This is a genomic window from Actinacidiphila sp. bgisy160, from assembly GCF_965342435.1.
Classification (GTDB): Bacteria; Actinomycetota; Actinomycetes; order Streptomycetales; family Streptomycetaceae; genus Actinacidiphila.
The window spans coordinates 1-17185 of the sequence record NZ_CBDRCM010000088.1 but is presented as its reverse complement, the minus strand read 5'-3'; the positions used below and the strand labels follow the sequence as shown (position 1 = coordinate 17185).

12 protein-coding genes and 1 pseudogene are annotated in these 17185 nt (G+C 68.3%); 8 read left to right on the top strand and 5 right to left on the bottom strand.

Translation table 11 applies throughout. The annotated features are described in order from the left end of the window. The coding region (locus tag ACRWNP_RS35740; RefSeq protein WP_431968969.1) for a DUF4011 domain-containing protein at positions 1-668 on the bottom strand (668 nt) is incomplete at its 3' end. Between the two features lie 213 nt (positions 669-881). Further along, on the bottom strand, positions 882-1475 hold the full coding sequence (locus ACRWNP_RS35735) for a hypothetical protein (protein WP_431968967.1): 594 nt from the start codon (positions 1473-1475) through the stop codon (positions 882-884). Between the two features lie 241 nt (positions 1476-1716). Between ACRWNP_RS35735 and ACRWNP_RS35730 the strand changes: the two genes are divergently transcribed. The 4 genes from ACRWNP_RS35730 to ACRWNP_RS35715 are packed head-to-tail and all read left to right on the top strand — an operon-like array spanning position 1717 to position 9878. Continuing rightward, positions 1717-3855, top strand: coding sequence for a hypothetical protein (locus tag ACRWNP_RS35730; protein WP_431968965.1), 2139 nt, complete (start codon positions 1717-1719; stop codon positions 3853-3855). Between the two features lie 17 nt (positions 3856-3872). Further along, positions 3873-5495 carry a type I restriction-modification system subunit M gene (locus tag ACRWNP_RS35725; RefSeq protein ID WP_431968963.1) on the top strand — a complete coding sequence of 541 codons (1623 nt, stop codon included), beginning with the start codon at positions 3873-3875 and terminating at the stop codon, positions 5493-5495. Beyond that, positions 5488-6618, top strand: coding sequence for a restriction endonuclease subunit S (locus tag ACRWNP_RS35720; protein WP_431968961.1), 1131 nt, complete (start codon positions 5488-5490; stop codon positions 6616-6618). Before ACRWNP_RS35725 ends, ACRWNP_RS35720 begins: the two co-directional genes overlap by 8 nt. Then, entirely contained in the window at positions 6618-9878 is a 3261-nt protein-coding gene (locus ACRWNP_RS35715; RefSeq protein WP_431968959.1) for a type I restriction endonuclease subunit R, read from the top strand. Before ACRWNP_RS35720 ends, ACRWNP_RS35715 begins: the two co-directional genes overlap by 1 nt. 856 nt (positions 9879-10734) lie before the next feature. Here the strand turns inward: ACRWNP_RS35715 and ACRWNP_RS35710 are convergent. Beyond that, positions 10735-10875 (bottom strand): annotated as a pseudogene (locus ACRWNP_RS35710) (ATP-binding protein); the annotation flags it as partial. Positions 10876-11020: 145 nt separating this feature from the next. Here ACRWNP_RS35710 and ACRWNP_RS35705 point away from each other — a divergent pair. The 4 genes from ACRWNP_RS35705 to ACRWNP_RS35690 all read left to right on the top strand — a co-directional run bounded on the left by ACRWNP_RS35705 (position 11021) and on the right by ACRWNP_RS35690 (position 14634). After that, positions 11021-12085: a tyrosine-type recombinase/integrase gene (locus tag ACRWNP_RS35705; protein WP_431968957.1), complete on the top strand. Its 1065-nt coding sequence runs from the start codon at positions 11021-11023 to the stop codon at positions 12083-12085. Then, positions 12082-12396 (top strand): helix-turn-helix domain-containing protein, encoded by a 315-nt coding sequence (locus tag ACRWNP_RS35700; protein WP_388398995.1) that lies wholly within the window; start codon positions 12082-12084, stop codon positions 12394-12396. Before ACRWNP_RS35705 ends, ACRWNP_RS35700 begins: the two co-directional genes overlap by 4 nt. A 664-nt stretch (positions 12397-13060) precedes the next feature. Then, the gene (locus ACRWNP_RS35695; RefSeq protein ID WP_431968955.1) at positions 13061-14032 is read left to right on the top strand and encodes a tyrosine-type recombinase/integrase; all 972 of its coding nucleotides are present in this window, start codon (positions 13061-13063) and stop codon (positions 14030-14032) included. Between the two features lie 233 nt (positions 14033-14265). Further along, positions 14266-14634, top strand: a complete 369-nt coding sequence (locus tag ACRWNP_RS35690; protein WP_431968953.1) for a hypothetical protein — start codon at positions 14266-14268, stop codon at positions 14632-14634. Here ACRWNP_RS35690 and istB read toward each other — a convergent pair. After that, positions 14570-15325: an IS21-like element helper ATPase IstB gene (gene istB / locus ACRWNP_RS35685; protein ID WP_431968951.1), complete on the bottom strand. Its 756-nt coding sequence runs from the start codon at positions 15323-15325 to the stop codon at positions 14570-14572. The genes ACRWNP_RS35690 and istB overlap by 65 nt on opposite strands. After that, positions 15322-16953, bottom strand: a complete 1632-nt coding sequence (gene istA, locus ACRWNP_RS35680) for an IS21 family transposase (protein WP_431968949.1) — start codon at positions 16951-16953, stop codon at positions 15322-15324. Before istA ends, istB begins: the two co-directional genes overlap by 4 nt. Positions 16954-17185: the final 232 nt, after the last annotated feature.

The following is a 17185-nucleotide window of genomic DNA, read 5'->3' as shown; positions in this document are numbered from 1 at the left end:
GTGGCCAGCACGGTGGCGATGTCCAACGGGTCCGCGGCGAGGACCGTCGACCAGTCGACGCCGAACTGCTCCAGCTTGAGTGGCAGGGCGGGATTGTGCCGGGGATCTTCGTCCTCGGCCATGCGCAGCTGGAACGAACCGTCGTTGGCCTGCAGCAGCTGGACCGGGATCAGGACCAAGGGCGCCGCGCTCACCTCATGGGCACCTTCCTCACGCCACTCGAGGAACCCGGCCGCCACATAGAGGGTCCACAGACCGTAGTCGTTGAAGACGCGGTTCGCGTTGCTGCGGAGGTTTCGCAGACTACGGCGCAATTGCGCAGCCGTGGTCTTCTGGGTACGCAGGCCGCCGTCGTCCCGGGTGGCGGGAAGCGTGCGTTCTTCCGCGACGACATCTCCGGTCTCGGCCGCGCCGTCGTCCGCTGTGCCCGGCCCGGTCTCCTCCTCGTCGGGCAACCGGGCGAATCCCCAGCCATCGGAGAGCCCGGCCACCACTTCGTACAACGAGGGCTGGGTCAGCTCGAGCGTGGACGTGCGGGTGTGCTTGAAATTCAGCAGGCGGTTACGCCCGCTCAGATCCACGAGCGAGGAACGCCAATTGTCCAGAACTCGAAGGAACTTGGCGACCTCGGCTTGTCCGCTTGCCTCGTTCGCATACGACCGCGTCACGTCCCTTTTGCGCCTTTCTTCCCGTATCGGTGGTGGCCCAGCCGAGCAATCACTCTTTGGGTCGCGAGCATCTTTTCTCAATCCGCACACGACCCCCGCACCGGGGTCACATTGCTGGACCCTTCATTGCCCTTTGCCGGGCCGCGGGTTCCCGTGGCTGCGCACCGGATGCAGCGCGGTGCCGCCAGGAAGGTGGCCGCCGGACCGGGAGCGTCAGCCGACCCGCTCCCACTTCAGGCAGCCCTTCGTCTCGAAGTACTCGCCCTTGTGGACGGTCACGCGCGCCTGGCCGGTGATGTTGTCGTTGGCAATGATCGCGTCGAACTCACCGGAGGCGTTCTTGAGCCGGGCCCAGTAGCAGCCGAGGCCCAGATCGTCGTCCTGAGGGCCAGCGGTCTTGTAGGTGCCGGCCTTGATGTCTTCACCGACCAGGTATTGGCCATCCCCGTCAATGCTGGTGGGCGGGCCGGGCTTCTTGGCGGGCTTTGGCGCGACGGTGACCTTCTGCGTGACCGTCGCGGCCGGCGCGGGCGCCGCGGCGTCGGCGGTCTTGGTGACGGTCACAGCGGGCGCGGGCCGCGCGGAAGCCGTCGTGCCGTCGGATTCTCCGCCACCGGCGATGCCGGCGCCGAAGCTCAGGGCAACGAGCGCCGTCGCACCGTGGGTCAGCCACGCCTTGCGCCGCGACGGCTTTCTCGGGATCGGCGGCTGCGCGGGCGGGAACTGGGGCGGTATGGCGCCCCAGCCGGTGGTCCGGCCGGCGCCCTGGGGCTGGTGGGTGGGCGGTAGCGAGGGCGTGCTGGTCATGGTCGGAAACCTCCGGGTCGTCTTGTGATGCGCACGCTGTGTGGCGTGGCTGGTGGCGACCAAAGGTGCCGTCCGTTGATGTCGAGAGGCTTGGCTCAGCCTGATAACCGGGGTTATCGGATCAATGTGGGGTCTGTTCAGCCTCCATCGCTGTAAAGTCTTGGCACCTGTCCTGGAGCCGGGCGACTCGCCCAGATCGGCAGGAGTGGCCCGAGGTACAGGGATGGGGGGATGGAGTCCGATGACCACCACACGAGAAGCGGCGTCGCCCATCGTGCCCGAGACGCCGGCCTGGCGGATCACGTACGCCGAAATCGCCGCCCTCGCGCAGGTTCAGCGGCCGGTCCCCACCACCTGGAGCCGCAGGCACGCGGACTTTCCCACGCCGGTCACCCACGAGGACGGGCGCGCCCTGTTCGACGCACGCGCGGTCGTCGACTGGCTGACGACAACGGGCCGCGGCAACGCAGACCCCCGCCACCTGCGGGCCGAAATGGCCCTGCACACCCTGGCGGCCTGGCGGACACCCGACCTGCCTGCCCCCGTCCTCGTAGGGGCGCTGACCGCGCTGATCTGCCTGCGCCGGCAGCTCGACGCCTCCGTCTCGGGCCAGAGCTGGGACGCGGTCCTCGCCCAGGCCGCCGACCTCGACCCCGAGGACACGTTCCTGTCGGCCGAGCTGCGTGCGGTGCCGGACCCGGAGCGCGCCGGCCCGGCGCTGGCCGCCCTGGCCGACGAGCTGACCGAGGCCGCCTACACCTCCGCCGAGGCCTTCGACTGGGTCCTGGAGGCCCGTCGCCGCCTCGGCTCGCACGACCTCGCCACCGACGAGCCCACCCCGGCGGTGGTACGCGCCGTTGCGGCCCTGTCGGGTGTCGGCACCCTCGATGAGGGGTCCATCATTGCCACCCCACACGCCCGCTCCGGCGACCTCCTCGCCTCCCTGCACGCTCAGGCCGCCGAGGACGCCGGCCACACCTACCTCGCCTGCGACCCCGACCCGGCCCGGGTCCGCCTGGTACGCCGCCGGATGCTGGTGCGCGGAGTGAACGAGTTTGACCTCGGTGTCGCCGAGGGGGAGGACCTGCCCGTCGACGACTGGGGAGACCCCCATCTGCTGGTCTGCGTCCTCCCCTACGAAGCGGGGGAGACCCGCAGCCCGCAGGCCGTGCTGGAACGGGTGCAGGAACTCACCGACTACCTCGGCGATGGCTCGACGGCCGTCGTCCTGGGCCCCGCCGACGTGCTCGTCCGCCCGCTGCCCCGGCACGGCAAGGCCGACCGCCTGCGCCGCTCCTTCCTCCGGGACGGCCTGCTCAAGGCAGCCGTCAGCCTTCCCGACGGCGCGTTCCCCTACCGCCCTGGCTACCGCACGGCCGTGTGGGTGCTGGCCCGCACACCGCAGGAGGACCGTAAGGGCCTGGTCCTCCTCTCCGACCACTCCGCGCAGCCGCTCACCGACCCGGTCCTCGACGCGCTCGCCGAGGACATCACCATCTGGCGTGCCTCCGGCTGGCGCGGTGACCGTCGGCACGAACCCCGCCACGCTGTGATCGTCCCCGCGAAGGACCTCGACGACCGGCCGGGTGCCGCCTTCACCACCCAGCACCGGCCGACAGCGGCCCGCTACACCCGCAGCGTCATCGAGCGCCCGGCCCGCATCAGCGACCTGGAGCAGCGCCTGGCGGAGCTCTACGAGCAGGCCCGGCAGCGTGCCGACCTGCGCGCGACGCTGGGCGCTCGGGCCGTGCTGCGCCCCGAGGACCAGCCGGTACGGCGCACCACCGTGCGTCGGCTCATCGCCGAGCGACGTCTGCGCCGCCGCCCCGGCCACCGCATCGCCCACGAACACCTCTCGGCCGAGGGCCACTACACGGTGCTCACCCCGGACGAGGTCCTCGGCACGGCCCGCCCTGGCAGCCGCCGTATCGACCGCGGTGTGTTTCTCACCGGATACGAGCACGCCCAGTTCACCGAGCCGGGCGACATCGTCGTCACCGCCAGCCCCCGCTTCGGCGCGTACGTCGACGAAGCGGGCCTGTCACTCGTGGCCGCCCCGGCCCGCATCCTGCGGGTCCGCCCCGATGCCGACCCGCCGATACTGCCGCGGGTGCTCGCGGCGCTGCTGCGGGCGGCGGCCGCCGAGTACGCCCGCACCAGCGGCGCAGTGCGGGCCTCACGGGGCATCGAGGACCTCCTCATCCCCGACCTGAGCTGCGACGAAGCCGAGCGCTTCGACGCCGTCCTCGCCGAGCTCGACCGACGCGCGACCCTCCTGCGGGAACAGTCGGCCACCCTCGACGACCTGGCCCACACCACCGCCGCCGGCATCGCCGACGGCACGCTCATCCTCCAGAACCTCCCCGGAACCGACGACTGAAGGAGACGCTCCACCCCATGATTCCCGGCCAGAAGAAGCCCTCCGACCAGGCGGAGCTGTTCAGCGCCTCCACCGCCAAGGAGATCCAGGACATCCTGTGGAAGGCCGCGGACAAGCTCCGCGGCTCCATCGATGCCGCGCAGTACAAGGAGTTCGTCCTCGGCCTGATCTTCCTCAAGTACGTCTCCGACGCCTTCGAGGAACGCCGCGCCGAGCTGGCCAAGGAGCTCGCCGAGGACGGCATCGAGGGTGACCGCCTGGAGGAGTTCCTGGAGGACCGCGACGAGTACACCGGCGCACACGTCTTCTGGGTGCCCGAGACCGCCCGCTGGTCGTGGATCGCCGACCACGCCAAGAGCCAGGGCGTCGGCAAGCTCCTCGATGACGCGATGGACGCCATCATGCGGGAGAACGCGGCCCTGACCGGCGTCCTCCCGAAGATCTTCAACCGGGACAACGTCGACCAGAAGCGCCTGGGCGAGCTCGTCGACCTCATCAGCGACGCCCGCTTCGGTGGCAACGAGGACAAGGCCGCACAGGACGTGCTCGGCGAGGTGTACGAGTACTTCCTCGGCAACTTCGCCCGCGCCGAGGGCAAGCGGGGCGGCGAGTTCTACACGCCGCAGTCCGTCGTCCGCCTGATCGTGGACATCCTGGAGCCGTACCAGGGCCGGGTGTACGACCCGGCGTGCGGCTCGGGCGGCATGTTCGTCCAGGCGGCCAAGTTCATCGAGGCCCACCAGGGCCGCGGCCACAAGAGCGACATCGCGGTCTACGGCCAGGAGCTCAACGAGCGCACATGGCGCCTGGCCAAGATGAACCTGGCCATCCACGGCATCGACGGCAACCTCGCCCCCCGCTGGGGCGACACCTTCGCCGACGACAAGCACCCCGATCTCAAGGCCGACTTCGTCATGGCAAACCCCCCGTTCAACATCAAGGACTGGGCGAGGGACGAGAGCGACCCCCGGTGGAAGTACGGGGTACCGCCGAAGAACAACGCCAACTACGCCTGGCTCCAGCACATGATCTCCAAGCTGGGCGAGCGGGGGACCGCCGGCATCGTCCTGGCCAACGGCTCCATGAGCTCCCAGCAGAGCGGCGAGGGCGAGATCCGCCAGGCGCTGGTCGAGGCCGACCTGGTGGCATGCATGGTCGCGCTGCCCTCCCAGCTGTTCCGCACGACGCAGATCCCGGCGTGCCTGTGGTTCCTGGCCAAGGACAAGACCCCGCAGGGCGCACCGCGGCTAGCGGACCGGCGCGGCGAGATCCTGTTCATCGACGCCCGGAACATGGGCGAGATGGTCGACCGGACGGAGCGCGTGCTGACGGAGGCCGACCTCGCGAAGATTGCCGGGACGTACCACGCCTGGCGCGGCACGGCATCGGCGCGCGAGGAGGGGCTGACGTACGAGGACGAGCCTGGATTCTGCTTCTCGGCCGACCAAGCCACGGTCCGGGAAAACGGATATGTGCTGACGCCAGGGCGGTACGTGGGGGCTGTCGCGGCGGACGAAGAAGACGCGGAGGCAGTGGCGGAGAGGATCGCCACGCTGACGGAGGAGCTGTACGGGCTCTTCGAGAAGTCGGCGGAGCTGGAGAAGACGGTTCGGGAGCAGATGGGGGCCTTCCATGGCTGATCCGATGAAGCTCGGCGACTTCGTGACCCTGCAGCGGGGCACGACTTACAAGAGCCGCCTGCTTGGGAAGGAGGGCAGGGTTCTTCTTGGCTTGTCCTCGATCCGACGCAACGGCGGGTTCCGCGCGGATTCCCTCAAGCGCTACGCGGGTGAGTCCCCGGAGAAGATCTGCGTGCGTCCGGGAGAACTGTTCGTCGCCCTGAAGGACGTCACACAGTCCGCGGACCTGCTGGGAGCCGTCGCGCGGGTCCCTGAAGAGGTCGGAGTGGGGAGGCTGACGCAGGACACTGTCAAGCTCTCCTTCACAAGAGCATCCGCGTCGCCCAATTTCATCCACTGGGTACTGCGGACTCCCCAATACCGTTCCTACTGCCGCGAGCATGCGTTGGGCACGACGAACTTGTCGTTGAGCCGAGAGGACTTCCTCGCGTTCCCGGTGCCGGCGATGACGGACGACCGCCTCGCACTGGTCGAGCTCCTGGACACCCTAGACGACAAGATCGCCGTCAACGAGCGCATCGCAGCCGTGGCCATGGAACTCGGCGCGGCGAAATTCCGACTCTGCTTCGCCTCTACCGACGAGGAGGTGACCGTTGGCGACGTAATCGATCTCAAGTATGGAAAAGCCCTGCCGGCGGCGCGCCGTGTCGCTGGCAATATCCCCGTATTCGGTAGTGGAGGTGTCAACGGCCACCACAACGAGTCCCTGGTGAGCGGTCCTGGCGTCATCGTTGGGCGCAAGGGAACCGTGGGGGCCGTCTACTGGTCGCAGGTGGACTTCTTCCCTATCGATACCACCTTCTACGTCGCGTGCAAGAGCGGCAGGACCTCGCTGGAGTACATGTACTTCGCTCTCGGGAGCCTGGGATTGGAGCACATGAACTCTGACTCCGCCGTGCCCGGACTCAACCGGGACAGGGCGCTGTCCCTGCCACTGCGGATTCCCGCCGCGCCCGTCATGGCGGCATTTACTACGGAAGTTCGCAGCTTGTTCCAGTTGCAGCGCAGCCGCGAGGAGGAAAACCGCATGCTCTCCACTCTTCGCGACACCCTCCTCCCTCAGCTCATGTCCGGCCGCCTCCGCGTCAAAGACGCCGAGAAAATTGTCGAGGACCACACGTGATGCACGACGACGAGAGCGGAAGAAACGAGCGGCGCCCACTGGAGGCCGACTGGGAGCTGCTCGCGCTCGACGAGCTGGCCGAGTTGGCTTGGGAGCCGGCGGCGGGAAACACGTACGCGCCTGGCTCCGGGCACCGGAAGTCGTGGGACGACCTGATCCTCTACCCCGACCTCCGGGAGGCGATCGAACGACTCAACCCCGAGCTTCCCCCGGACGCCGTCCGCGATGCCGTCGCGGTCGCGGCGACCCCGACCTCGCAGGACACGTACGAGGAGAACCGCACTGCCCACATGTACCTGACGGCCGGCATCCGCTCCGTCACATACACCGACAGCTTCGGCGCTGAGCACAATCCGACCATCCGCCTGGTCGACCTGGTCGACCCGGACGCGAACACCTATCGCGCCCTGAACCAGGTCACTGTCATCGACGGCGAGAAGAACCGGCGCTTCGACATCGTGCTGTACGTCAACGGCCTCCCGCTCGCCCTCCTGGAGCTGAAGCGCGCCGGCGACGAGGATGCCACGCTCCAGGACGCGCACTCCCAGGTCAGCCGGTATGTGGAGGAGTTCCCGACCGCCTTCCGCTATAACGCCGTGGTCCTGCTCTCCGACGGCATCACGGCGAAGTACGGCACGCCCTTCACCCCGTACGAACACTTCGCGCCGTGGAACACGGACGGGTCCGGCGCCCGTGTCGACCCGCTCGGCGCGGAGGGGATGGCCGACTCGGGCCAGAACCTGGCACTGCACGGCCTGTTCACCCAGCCGCGGTTCCTCTCCCTCGTCCGGTCCTTCGTCAACTTCGTCCCGTCCAAGCGGATGAAGCGCATCGCCAAGCCGCACCAGTACCACGCGGTGACCCGCGCAGCGGAGGCGGTCCGGGAGGCCGCCGCCACCAACGGGAAGGCGGGCGTCGTCTGGCACACGCAGGGCTCGGGCAAGTCCGAGGAGATGGTGCTCACCACGACGATGGTGATGCGCGACCCGGCGCTGCTGAACCCGACCGTCGTCGTCATCACCGACCGCAACGACCTCGACGACCAGCTGTACTCCACCTTCCTGGAGAGCGAGGTCCTCCCGGAGGCACCGAAGCAGATCCTCACCCGGGCCGAGCTGCGCGAGGAGCTGGCCGCCAAGCGGACCGGCGGCATCCTCTTCACCACCCTCCAGAAGTTCGGCAAGACCAAGGAGGAGAAGGAGTCCGGCACCGACCACCCGCTGCTCTCCGACCGGCGCAACATCGTGGTCGTCGTCGACGAGGCCCACCGCAGCCACTACGACAACCTCGACGGCTACGCCCGCCACCTGCGCGACGCCCTTCCGCACGCCACACTCCTCGCCTTCACCGGCACCCCGATCTCCGAAGCCGACCGCAACACCCGCGAGGTCTTCGGCGACTACATCGACATCTATGACCTCAAGCGGGCCGCCGACGACGGCGCGACCGTCAAGGTCTTCCACGAGGGCCGCGTCATCCAGCTTGTCCTGGACAAGGACGTCGACCCGACGAAGATCGACGAGGAAGCAGATCGCATCACCGACGGCCTCGACGACACCGAGCGCCGCCGCGTCGAGCAGGCCGTCGCCACGATGAATGCCATGTACGGCGCGCCCGCCCGCATCAGGGATCTCGCGCGGGACCTGGTGACGCACTGGGAGGCGCGGCGTGGGCGGATGCAGCCGTTCGTCGGCGTCTCCGAGAAGGGCGGGGCGCCCGGCAAGGCGATGGTCGTATGTGCGACCCGAGAGATCTGCGTCCGGGTCTACGACGCTCTGTGTGAGTTGCGGCCGGAGTGGCACAGCGAAGAGGTCGACAAGGGCGCCATGAAGATCGTCTTCTCCTCGGACTCCCGGAAGGACCCCGAGCACCTGCGCGCCCACACCCTGCGCGACAGCCAGCGCAAGGCGGTCATCAACCGGGCGAAGAACCCCGACGACGAGCTGGAACTGCTCATCGTCAACAACATGCTGCTGACCGGCTTCGATGCCCCGCCGGTCCACACCATGTACCTGGACCGGCCACTCAAGGGCGCCAACCTGATGCAGGCACTGGCCCGCGTCAACCGCCGCTTCCGCGGCAAGGAAGACGGTCTGCTCGTAGGCTACGCGCCGCTCACCGAGAACCTGCAGAAGGCGATTGCCGAATACACCGACGCCGACCAGCAGGACCGCACCCTCGGCCAGGACCTCGACCGTGCCCTGGACGAGCTGCGCAACGAGTACGACATCCTCACCGACATCCTGCGCGCCTTCGATTGGCGGGCGCGCCTGACCCAGCCCACGAAAACAGCCTTCATAGACGCCGCCCTGAAGACGGCCAACTACCTACGGACCCCGCGCACCCCGGGCAACGACCCGGACAAGCTCGACGACCCCCGCCAGACCCTCGGCCGGCGCTTCCGCGACCACGCCCACCGCCTGGAGCGCTTCTACGCGCTGTCCGGCAGCGCCACGAACATCGGCGACCGCTTCCCGGACCACCCGTCCTGGCGCCGGGACATCCAATTCTTCGTCGAGGTCCGGGCCTACATGGCCAAGCTCGACGCGATGGACCGCGAGGCCCGCGGCCTGCCGGTCGCCCGCGACGTCCAGCTGTACCTCGCCCAGCTGACCTCGTCGGTCGTCGAGACCGGCGGGATAACGGACCTGTTCGCCGAGGCGGGTCTGGAGACCGCCGACCTGACGCACCTCAACGACGCGCTCGTCGCCAAGCTGCAGGACAGCGAGACGCCGCACCTGGCGGCGGAGGCGCTGAGGCGGCTCGTCGAGAAGAAGATGCGCGAGGTCACGCGGCACAACATCGTCCGCCGCACGGCGTTCTCCGAGCGGCTGCAGGACCTCATGGTCCGGTACATGCGGCAGCAGTACACCAGTGCGGAACTCATCGCCAAGCTGGTCGAGATGGCCAAGGAGGTCATCGAAGACGCCAGGCGCGGAGAGAAGTTCGACCCGCCGCTGAACTGGCGCGAGCTCGCCTTCTACGACGCGGTGGCCGACCACGGCACGGCGCGGGAGCTCATGGGCGACGAGGTCTTGGCTGTCATCGCCCGTGATCTCGTTGCGGAGGTCCAGAAGAAGCTCAAGCCGGACTGGATCGCCCGTGAACCAGTCCGCGCCGGACTCCGCAGCGCCATCAAGCGCCTTTTGGCTCGCCACAACTACCCGCCGGACCGGCGTCCGGAGGCCGTGGAGCTGGTCCTCAAGCAGATGGAGCACTTCGCCAACGAGTGGTCCACAACCGGCGTCCCTGGAAACTGACGGGGCTTCAGCAGGATGTGATCACGGGCCGGTCCCCCAGGGGCCGGCCCCGCCCGCCTTGTCCGCTCATCGCTCTCCTCTTCGGGGAGCGCCCATGTGGCCACCCGGACCGGACTGGCAGCGAGTCCCTGATGTGTGAGCACGGCGAACCACTCACAGATCCCGACGCACGACGCACTCTCCGGCGGCGATGCACGCACAGCCCGGTACGCCTGGCGTAGATCGTCGCCAACCCCTACCGACCCCGCAAGTGACCGTTGCGGTCGTACCTCGGACACAGCCCCACTGCGACTTCACCTGGCGTTAACGGCGCGAAATGGCCCCAGATTTTCGGTCTGGGCTGGCCCCACGTCGGTCGTTGAAGCGGCCCTTGTTCCGGCCTGAACTGGCTCCGGGTTCCGGTCTCAGCAGGGCCAGCCATGGTAGTCGTGGGGCTGCTGAGGTGGGCTGATGGGCCATGAGCGAGAATGCTGCGCATGACGACTTGAAGAGCACCGGCAAGGCGGTGGCACTGGCTCAAGGTGGCGACCTGGGACACGGTCGAGGACGGTGATCGCCGAGGCTGCACTGCCTGCGGGACCGCCGTCCGCTCCTACCAGTTCCGTCTCTATCCGCCCAAGTCCTCGATGTTCGAACGGTGCGTCGGCTTGGCATGGTGCTCCGGGTGCCGGATCTACTCCAGTGCAATGGTCCACATCCCCCGAACACGTGTCCTCGCCGACGCGCTGGGCTCCCTGCCTGAGGACGAGTCTGTTCGACTGCGCCGCAGCGAAGCGAAACTGGTCGACTATCTCGATCGCCAAGGTCGCCGGAAGCCTTGATCCACATCCAGAGGGTGACCGGTCATCTGTGAGGGCTACTTCTTCGCCTGTTGCTTGGCTTTGGTCTGGGCGAGGCGGTAGGACTCGGTGCCGGTCTCGATGATGGTGCCGTTGAAGGTGAGCCGGTCGACGATGGCCGCGCAGAGCCGAGGGTCGGTGAACGTCTTCGTCCAGCCATCTGGGGCTGGCACTTGTTCCCTCACAAGGGTTGCGCCTGTCACCTGGCCGTATCCCCTCCCTGCGGTTCTCGTTGGTTCTCGTGGCGGCACGCTGGTCTTCAAGGTGCTGCCTTGACCGTTCAGGTGCGAGGAAGGTGTGCCGGTGGCCGAGGCGAGACTGCAGGTCATCGCAGGCGGGGCCGTCCCGCAGGAGCCGCTGACCACGGACCCGTGGCAGTTCCAGGCCATGTGCGTCGACGCGTTCGTCGCCTCGTGGAGGGCCCGCGGGTTCAGCCCGGTGACCATCGACAACGACATCGGCCTGCTGGAGCGGACACTCACCGCACTGGGACGGCCTGCGTGGGAAGTCACGCCCGAGGACATCGACCGGGTGGTCGGTGATCTCGCGGTGAAGGGCCGGGCGACGTCGACCCGCCGCGAGTACGTGCAGATCTTCAAGGGCTTCCACCGGTTCCTGCAGGCCCGCAAGGCAGCCGAGATCGAGACCGCATTCGGTGTCCGTCTGGTCTGCCCGGTCGACGAGTTCAACGCCTCCCGCCATGTCGGTGACGACTCTCCGGCCTCGCTGCCGCCGCCGACACCAGAGCGGGTGGACGAGTTCTTCTCCTTCATGAAACAGAGGATCGCGACCGCGAGGAAGTACGGACCCGCAGCGAGGGACTATGCGATGTTCCGGACGCTGTACCACGCCGGGCTCCGCTCGGAGGAGGCATCGCTGCTGGAGAAGCCGGACCTGCACTTCACCCGAGGCCCGTTCGGCAAGCTCCATGTCCGCTTCGGCAAGGGAGCCCACACGTCCGGCCCGCGGCCTCGGTGGGTGCCCATGCTCGACGGCCTGGACCTGGTGCTGCGGTGGTTCCTGGAGGACGTGCGGCCCAGGTTCCCCGACTCGCCGGTGCTCTTCGCCGACGAGTCCGGCGGCAGCCTGCATCGCGGGACCATCCGCAACCGGCTCCGCTATCTGATGGAACTCGAAGGACGTCCGGCATCCGAGCGGTTCAGCCCGCATGCTCTGCGAAGAGCTTGCGCGACGCACAACTACGAGCGTGGCGTCGATCTCGTCGCGATCCAGCAGATGCTCGGTCACTGGACCGTCAGCTCGACCATGCGGTATGTCCGGCCCTCCGCGACCTTCATCGAAGACGCCTATCAACGCGCGGTCGCCAGCACTCTGGCCGAGCTGACCGGGAAGGACACCACGGCATGAAGATCCAATGGCGGCTGCGGATGGCTGCCGCCCAGCGCGAGGTGTGGACCGGGACGGAACTGCGGCGGCTGCTGGCCGAGAAGGCCGGCCTGGAACTGTCCTCGGCTTCGGTGTCGGCGCTGTTCACCAAGGAACCCTCTCAAGTGAAGATGACTACGCTGGCCGCGTTGTGCACCGCGCTGGAGTGCACTCCCAACGACCTGATCGAGGTCGACACCACCCCGGTTGAACGGCCCCTCGCACCTCCTCGTCCGGTCGCTGACCTGCCGCAGGCCGTCTCCGCCAGGGGCCGGTCGATGCCGCCTTTGTGACCGGCGGGCTGCGATGGGCAAGAAGCAACGAGACTGTGTCACCTGCGGTGCCCCCGTCGGATACCTCGACCGCCAGCACTGCTGCCGGTGCTGGCGCCGGCTGAACGAGCAGGCAGCCAGGGCGGTTTGCCCTGGCTGCGGCCGCGACCGCGTCCTGCAGCAGGACACCGGCCGGTGCATCATCTGCTCACGCGTCTGCGAGGAATGCGGCCACCCCGTCCGGTCATCGCAGAACCGTCTGTGCCGCGACTGCCGGCGCAAGGCCGACCAGCGGGCAGCCCAGGAGACGTGTCCGCGCTGCCACCGGCCCGGCTATCTGCGTGAGGCGACCGGCTGGTGCGGCCACTGTTCACGGCCCCGGCAGGAGAAGCAGCCTCCGAGGACCTGCCGCGAGTGCGGCCAGGTGCGGCGGCATGCGGGATTGGGGCTGTGCTCGGCCTGCTGGCAAAAGCACCCTGGCCGTCCCTTCATCCGTGGGGAACACCTCCGCGACCGGCTCGCCGATCCACCCTCCTGGCTGGGGGACTTCGTCGCTCATGTCGCCGCCCGACACTGCATCGCCAGAGCCTGCGGCTTCGTCACCGACCTCGGCCGACTCCTGCAAGACGGGCACTCCACCTCACCCCAGGCCCTGCTGGAAAGATCCCGCAGGCCCGGACGGTCGATGGGCTCCTTCGCGCGCGCACTCGAGGACTTCTTCACCCTCCACCACCTGGCCCTGCCCACCGACCAGGCTGAACGGCTCGCCGCCGGCCGTCGACAACGACGCATCGAGGCTGTCCCCGAACCGCTGCGGAAAGCCGTCGCCGCCTTCAACACCTCCCGGATGCGGGCCCAGGACCGTGCCCGCCGAGCGGGCACCCGCCCTCGCAGCAATCACACCCTGGAGACAGCCCTGGCCACCCTGCGTGACCTGGCCCGCTTCCTGGTCGATGACCGGGACAAGAACGCGTGGGCCCTCGTCGACGTGCACGACGTCGAAGCTTTCCTGTCCACCCTGCCCAAGGGACGCAAGCGGCGGCTGACCGTGCTGCGGCAGTTCTTCCGCTTCGCGCGGTCCCAGAAGATGTTGCTGGTCGACCCCACTCGCGAGCTGGTCGCGAAGGAGAGAAACGGCTTCCGCGGCCAGACGCTCGCCCTCGACCAGCAGCGCGAGCTGTTCAGGCGGTGGACAACCGACAAGCAGGTGCACCCGCATGAAGCGGTGATGGGCATGCTCGCTCTGCTGCATGGCGCCTCCAGCTCCGAGATGCGGATGATGAAGACCGACGACATCGACCAGCAGGCCCATACTGTCCGGCTCGGGAAGCGGCCCCATCCTGTCCCCCTGGACCCCGCCTCCTGGACAGTGCTGCAGCGATGCCTGGCCCACCGGGTGGCATGGCGGACGGACAACCCGCACGTCATGGTCACCAAAGGAACCAAGGCCGGGCGGAGCCCGGCCTCCACTGCCTATCTATCACACGTCCTTGACGACTGCGGCTTCCCACCCCGCATGATCCGCAGCACCCGGCTCGTCGACCTGGTGAACACCATGGACCCCAAGCTCGTGGCTGCGGCCTTCGGCATGGACCCGCAAGCCACCTTGATCTACCTCGCCGACCATGTCGACCCCGGGCGCCTGCCCGATCACTGAGCGTCAGAGAATCCGCTGGTCAGCAGTCTCGCCATGCCCCAGACTCGGATGTGTGCGAGGGGCCCTCGGCGATCGGCGCAGGGAACCCGCGACCGAAGGAAGGTAACGAGGATGGCCCCCTGCGACTCGTCTGGGTCCTGTCCGGACGTGGTTGGGCCGACTGCATCGTCAGCGACCACCAGGCGGAAGCCGAAGTCACGGCCTCCTATATCACTACTGCCCCTGAAGATCTCTTGACCGCAGTAGCACGTCTGATCACCGACGAGACCGAATGCCGAGCGCAGTTCGAAGCCGAGCCCACCGCCTTCCGATGGATCTTCTACCGTGAAGGCACCAACGTGTGGATCCGCCTGCTGGAGCTAGCCCACGGTAGCGCCCACGACAACACGGGGACCGAGATCTGGTCCACCCAGCAGGACATCGACGTCGTGGCCCGAGCAGTGATCCGATGCTTCGACGAGGTCGTGAGGGAGTACGGCGAGAGCGCATACCACGGCAAGTGGGGTGAGCACTTCCCCCGAGCCGAGCTCGAAGCCCTCAGGGCCGCGTGGCGCGAACATCGAGGCGACTGGGCAGCCTCCTCGACACCATCGAACCCGTGAAGTTTCGGCAGCACCTGGCACGGGTTCGCCGGAACATGTGCGCTTTTCCGAACGATTCGTTCGAAGCGATGGCCACGCTGTTCTTATCCTCCCTCTCGGTCAGAACCTGGAACAGCATCTCGGCTCCTCGGCGGTCAAGCTCGAGATAGCCCAGCTCATCAATGCAGAGCAGATCGACGCGCCCGTAGCGAGCGATCGTCTTCGACAGCTGCTTCTCGTCGGCGGCCTCGACGAGCTCGTTGACGAGCTTGGCGGCCAGGGCATAACGGACGCGGCAGCCGGCCATGGCCGCCGCCGTCCCGAGCCCGATCAGCAGGTGGGACTTGCCGGTGCCGGAGTCCCCGATCAGGCAGAGCGGCTCACCCTTCTTGACCCAGTCGCAGGTGGCGAGGTTGTTGACCACAGCCGGGACGACGTTGGGGTTGGCGCTGTAGTCGAAGTCGGAGAGCCACTTCTGGCGGGGGAAGCCGGCCGCCCGGATCCGTCGCTCCGAGCGTCGTCGGTCCCGGTCCTCGCATTCGGCCATCAGTAGGTCGGCCAGGAACCCTCGGTAGGAAAGCTGTTCGCGTTCTGCGCGGGCGACGAGGTCGGGGAACTGGGCTCGCATGGTGGGCAGCCGCAGGACCCGGCAGACGGTGTCGATCGCCGCGTCGGAGGCGGTCTCGGTCAGGTTGTGATGCAGGCCGGTCATGGCGCGTCCTTCCTGGAGCGGTTCAGCAGCTGGTCCCAGTGGTCAAGAGCGGGCAGGGGACGCTGGTCGGTGGGGAGGCGGACGGCCCGGCGGGCGTTCAAGCTGACCACCTCACTGGGCTCCGGCCCGGGCAGAGCAGGAGCCGGCCCGGTGACCGTCACGGTGGGGGAACGGCCATCGCTCTGAGCGGCCTTGCGGGCTTCGAGGGCGACGACGTCGGCGGTGTGGGCACCGACCACGAGGGCAGATCGGATGCCGGCGATCACATCGCGGTGTTCGAGGTGGCGATGCAGCAGGAGCACGTGGACCAGCTGCTTGGTGCCCTCGGTGTCGCCCTCGGCCTTCTTCGCCGCAGCCCAGAACGCTTCGTGGGCGGCGGTGAACGTGCCCTCGCGGCGGGCCTGGTCCAGGGCCTCCGAGCCGGCCATCGCCCCGGGCTTGGCCAGCAGTACTTCGAGGAAGTGGTCCAGGACGACCCGCTCGGCGCCCTTCGCCGTCAGGCGGGGGTGGCGGGCGATCTCGGTGCGGCCGTGGAAGACGACCAGGTCACTGGAGCGGAGCACGACGCGGACAGTGCGGCCGATGAACCGGGCCGGAACCGAGTAGCGGCAGACCCTCACCGCGATCATCCCGTAGCGGTCCACCCGCGGGGTGAACACGACGCCGGTCTCGAAGGAGTCCTGAGGCAGCGGCATCAGCAGCACGGACTCGCGGGCGAAGTCCTGGCCGATCGTGCGGATCCGCATCCCGATCCGCCGGTCTTCCTCCGCCCGCTCGAACTCGGCGAAGGACGCGTTCAGCTCGTCCAGCGAGCCCACCCGGGGCACGGGCGTGAGGTAGTTGCGGCGGAAGTAGCCGACCTGACCCTCCACCCCGCCCTTCTCATGGGCGCCGCGAAGTCCGGGCTCGCAGTAGAAAGGGGCGAGCCCGAAGTGCTGGCGGAACTCCGTCCACCTGGGGTGTTCCTCCCGTGACCGGCTCTTGTGAATCACCCGGGAGACCGCCGGCGAGAGGTTGTCGTAGCGTATCTGCCCGCCCGGGACGCCTCCCAGCGTGCGGAAGGCGTGAACGTGGCCGTCGAGGAAGGCTTCCTGGCCGCAGGAGGTGGTGATGCGGTGCACCGCCTTGCCCGAGTAGGCCAGACGCAGGGCGAAGACGAAGCACTTCGTCCTCTCGCCCGCCAGGTCCACCCATGCCTCGCCGAAGTCGACCTCGGCGTCCATGCCCGGCTGGTTGTGGCGAATGACGAACCCCGCCGACGGTGCCGCCCCCGCAGCCTCGGCGATCTCCCGACGCCGCCGGGAGACGTAGTCCCAGACCGTGGTGTAGGCGATCTCCGCCCCGCACTCCTGCCGCAGCCGGTTCAAGATCCGCTGGACCGTGTGCCGCTGCTTCGGCGGCGCCTCCAGATCCCCCAGCAGCCACTCGTCGATCGTCTTCTTGAACGGATCCAACCTGGGCGAGGGCCGCACCGGCTTCTTCCGCGGCCTGGGCACCGGCGACACCAAAGCCTCGCGTACCAGTCGGCGGTGCACGCCGTACTTGCGGGCCAGCGCCCGCATCGACAGCCCCTCCTGCCACGAGTCACGGCGGATCCGCAGGAACAGCTCTTCCCTCGACAACTCCATCCGGCATCGCCCCCCACACGGTGGCCCACCACGACCGTCCCACCACCCGCCACCCGGTGGGGCCAGATCAGACCGGAACAACCCCCGAACGCTCCCGTACGCCCCCAGGGGTGGGGCCAACTCAAGCCGGAAAGTGGAGCCGAATCAGAGCGTTAATGCCATTCACCCACGTGGCAGCTGGTAGCGGCGTGGGCCCTGCAATCACAGGCGAATTGGAGAACCGGAATGAGCC

Coding starts and splice junctions, on each gene's coding strand:
- ACRWNP_RS35735 (WP_431968967.1), bottom strand. CDS start 1,475: ATGACCAGCACGCCCTCGCTACCGCCCACCCACCAGCCCCAGGGCGCC.
- ACRWNP_RS35730 (WP_431968965.1), top strand. CDS start 1,717: ATGACCACCACACGAGAAGCGGCGTCGCCCATCGTGCCCGAGACGCCG.
- ACRWNP_RS35725 (WP_431968963.1), top strand. CDS start 3,873: ATGATTCCCGGCCAGAAGAAGCCCTCCGACCAGGCGGAGCTGTTCAGC.
- ACRWNP_RS35720 (WP_431968961.1), top strand. CDS start 5,488: ATGGCTGATCCGATGAAGCTCGGCGACTTCGTGACCCTGCAGCGGGGC.
- ACRWNP_RS35715 (WP_431968959.1), top strand. CDS start 6,618: ATGCACGACGACGAGAGCGGAAGAAACGAGCGGCGCCCACTGGAGGCC.
- ACRWNP_RS35700 (WP_388398995.1), top strand. CDS start 12,082: ATGAAGATCCAATGGCGGCTGCGGATGGCTGCCGCCCAGCGCGAGGTG.
- ACRWNP_RS35695 (WP_431968955.1), top strand. CDS start 13,061: ATGGGCTCCTTCGCGCGCGCACTCGAGGACTTCTTCACCCTCCACCAC.
- istB (WP_431968951.1), bottom strand. CDS start 15,325: ATGACCGGCCTGCATCACAACCTGACCGAGACCGCCTCCGACGCGGCG.
- istA (WP_431968949.1), bottom strand. CDS start 16,953: ATGGAGTTGTCGAGGGAAGAGCTGTTCCTGCGGATCCGCCGTGACTCG.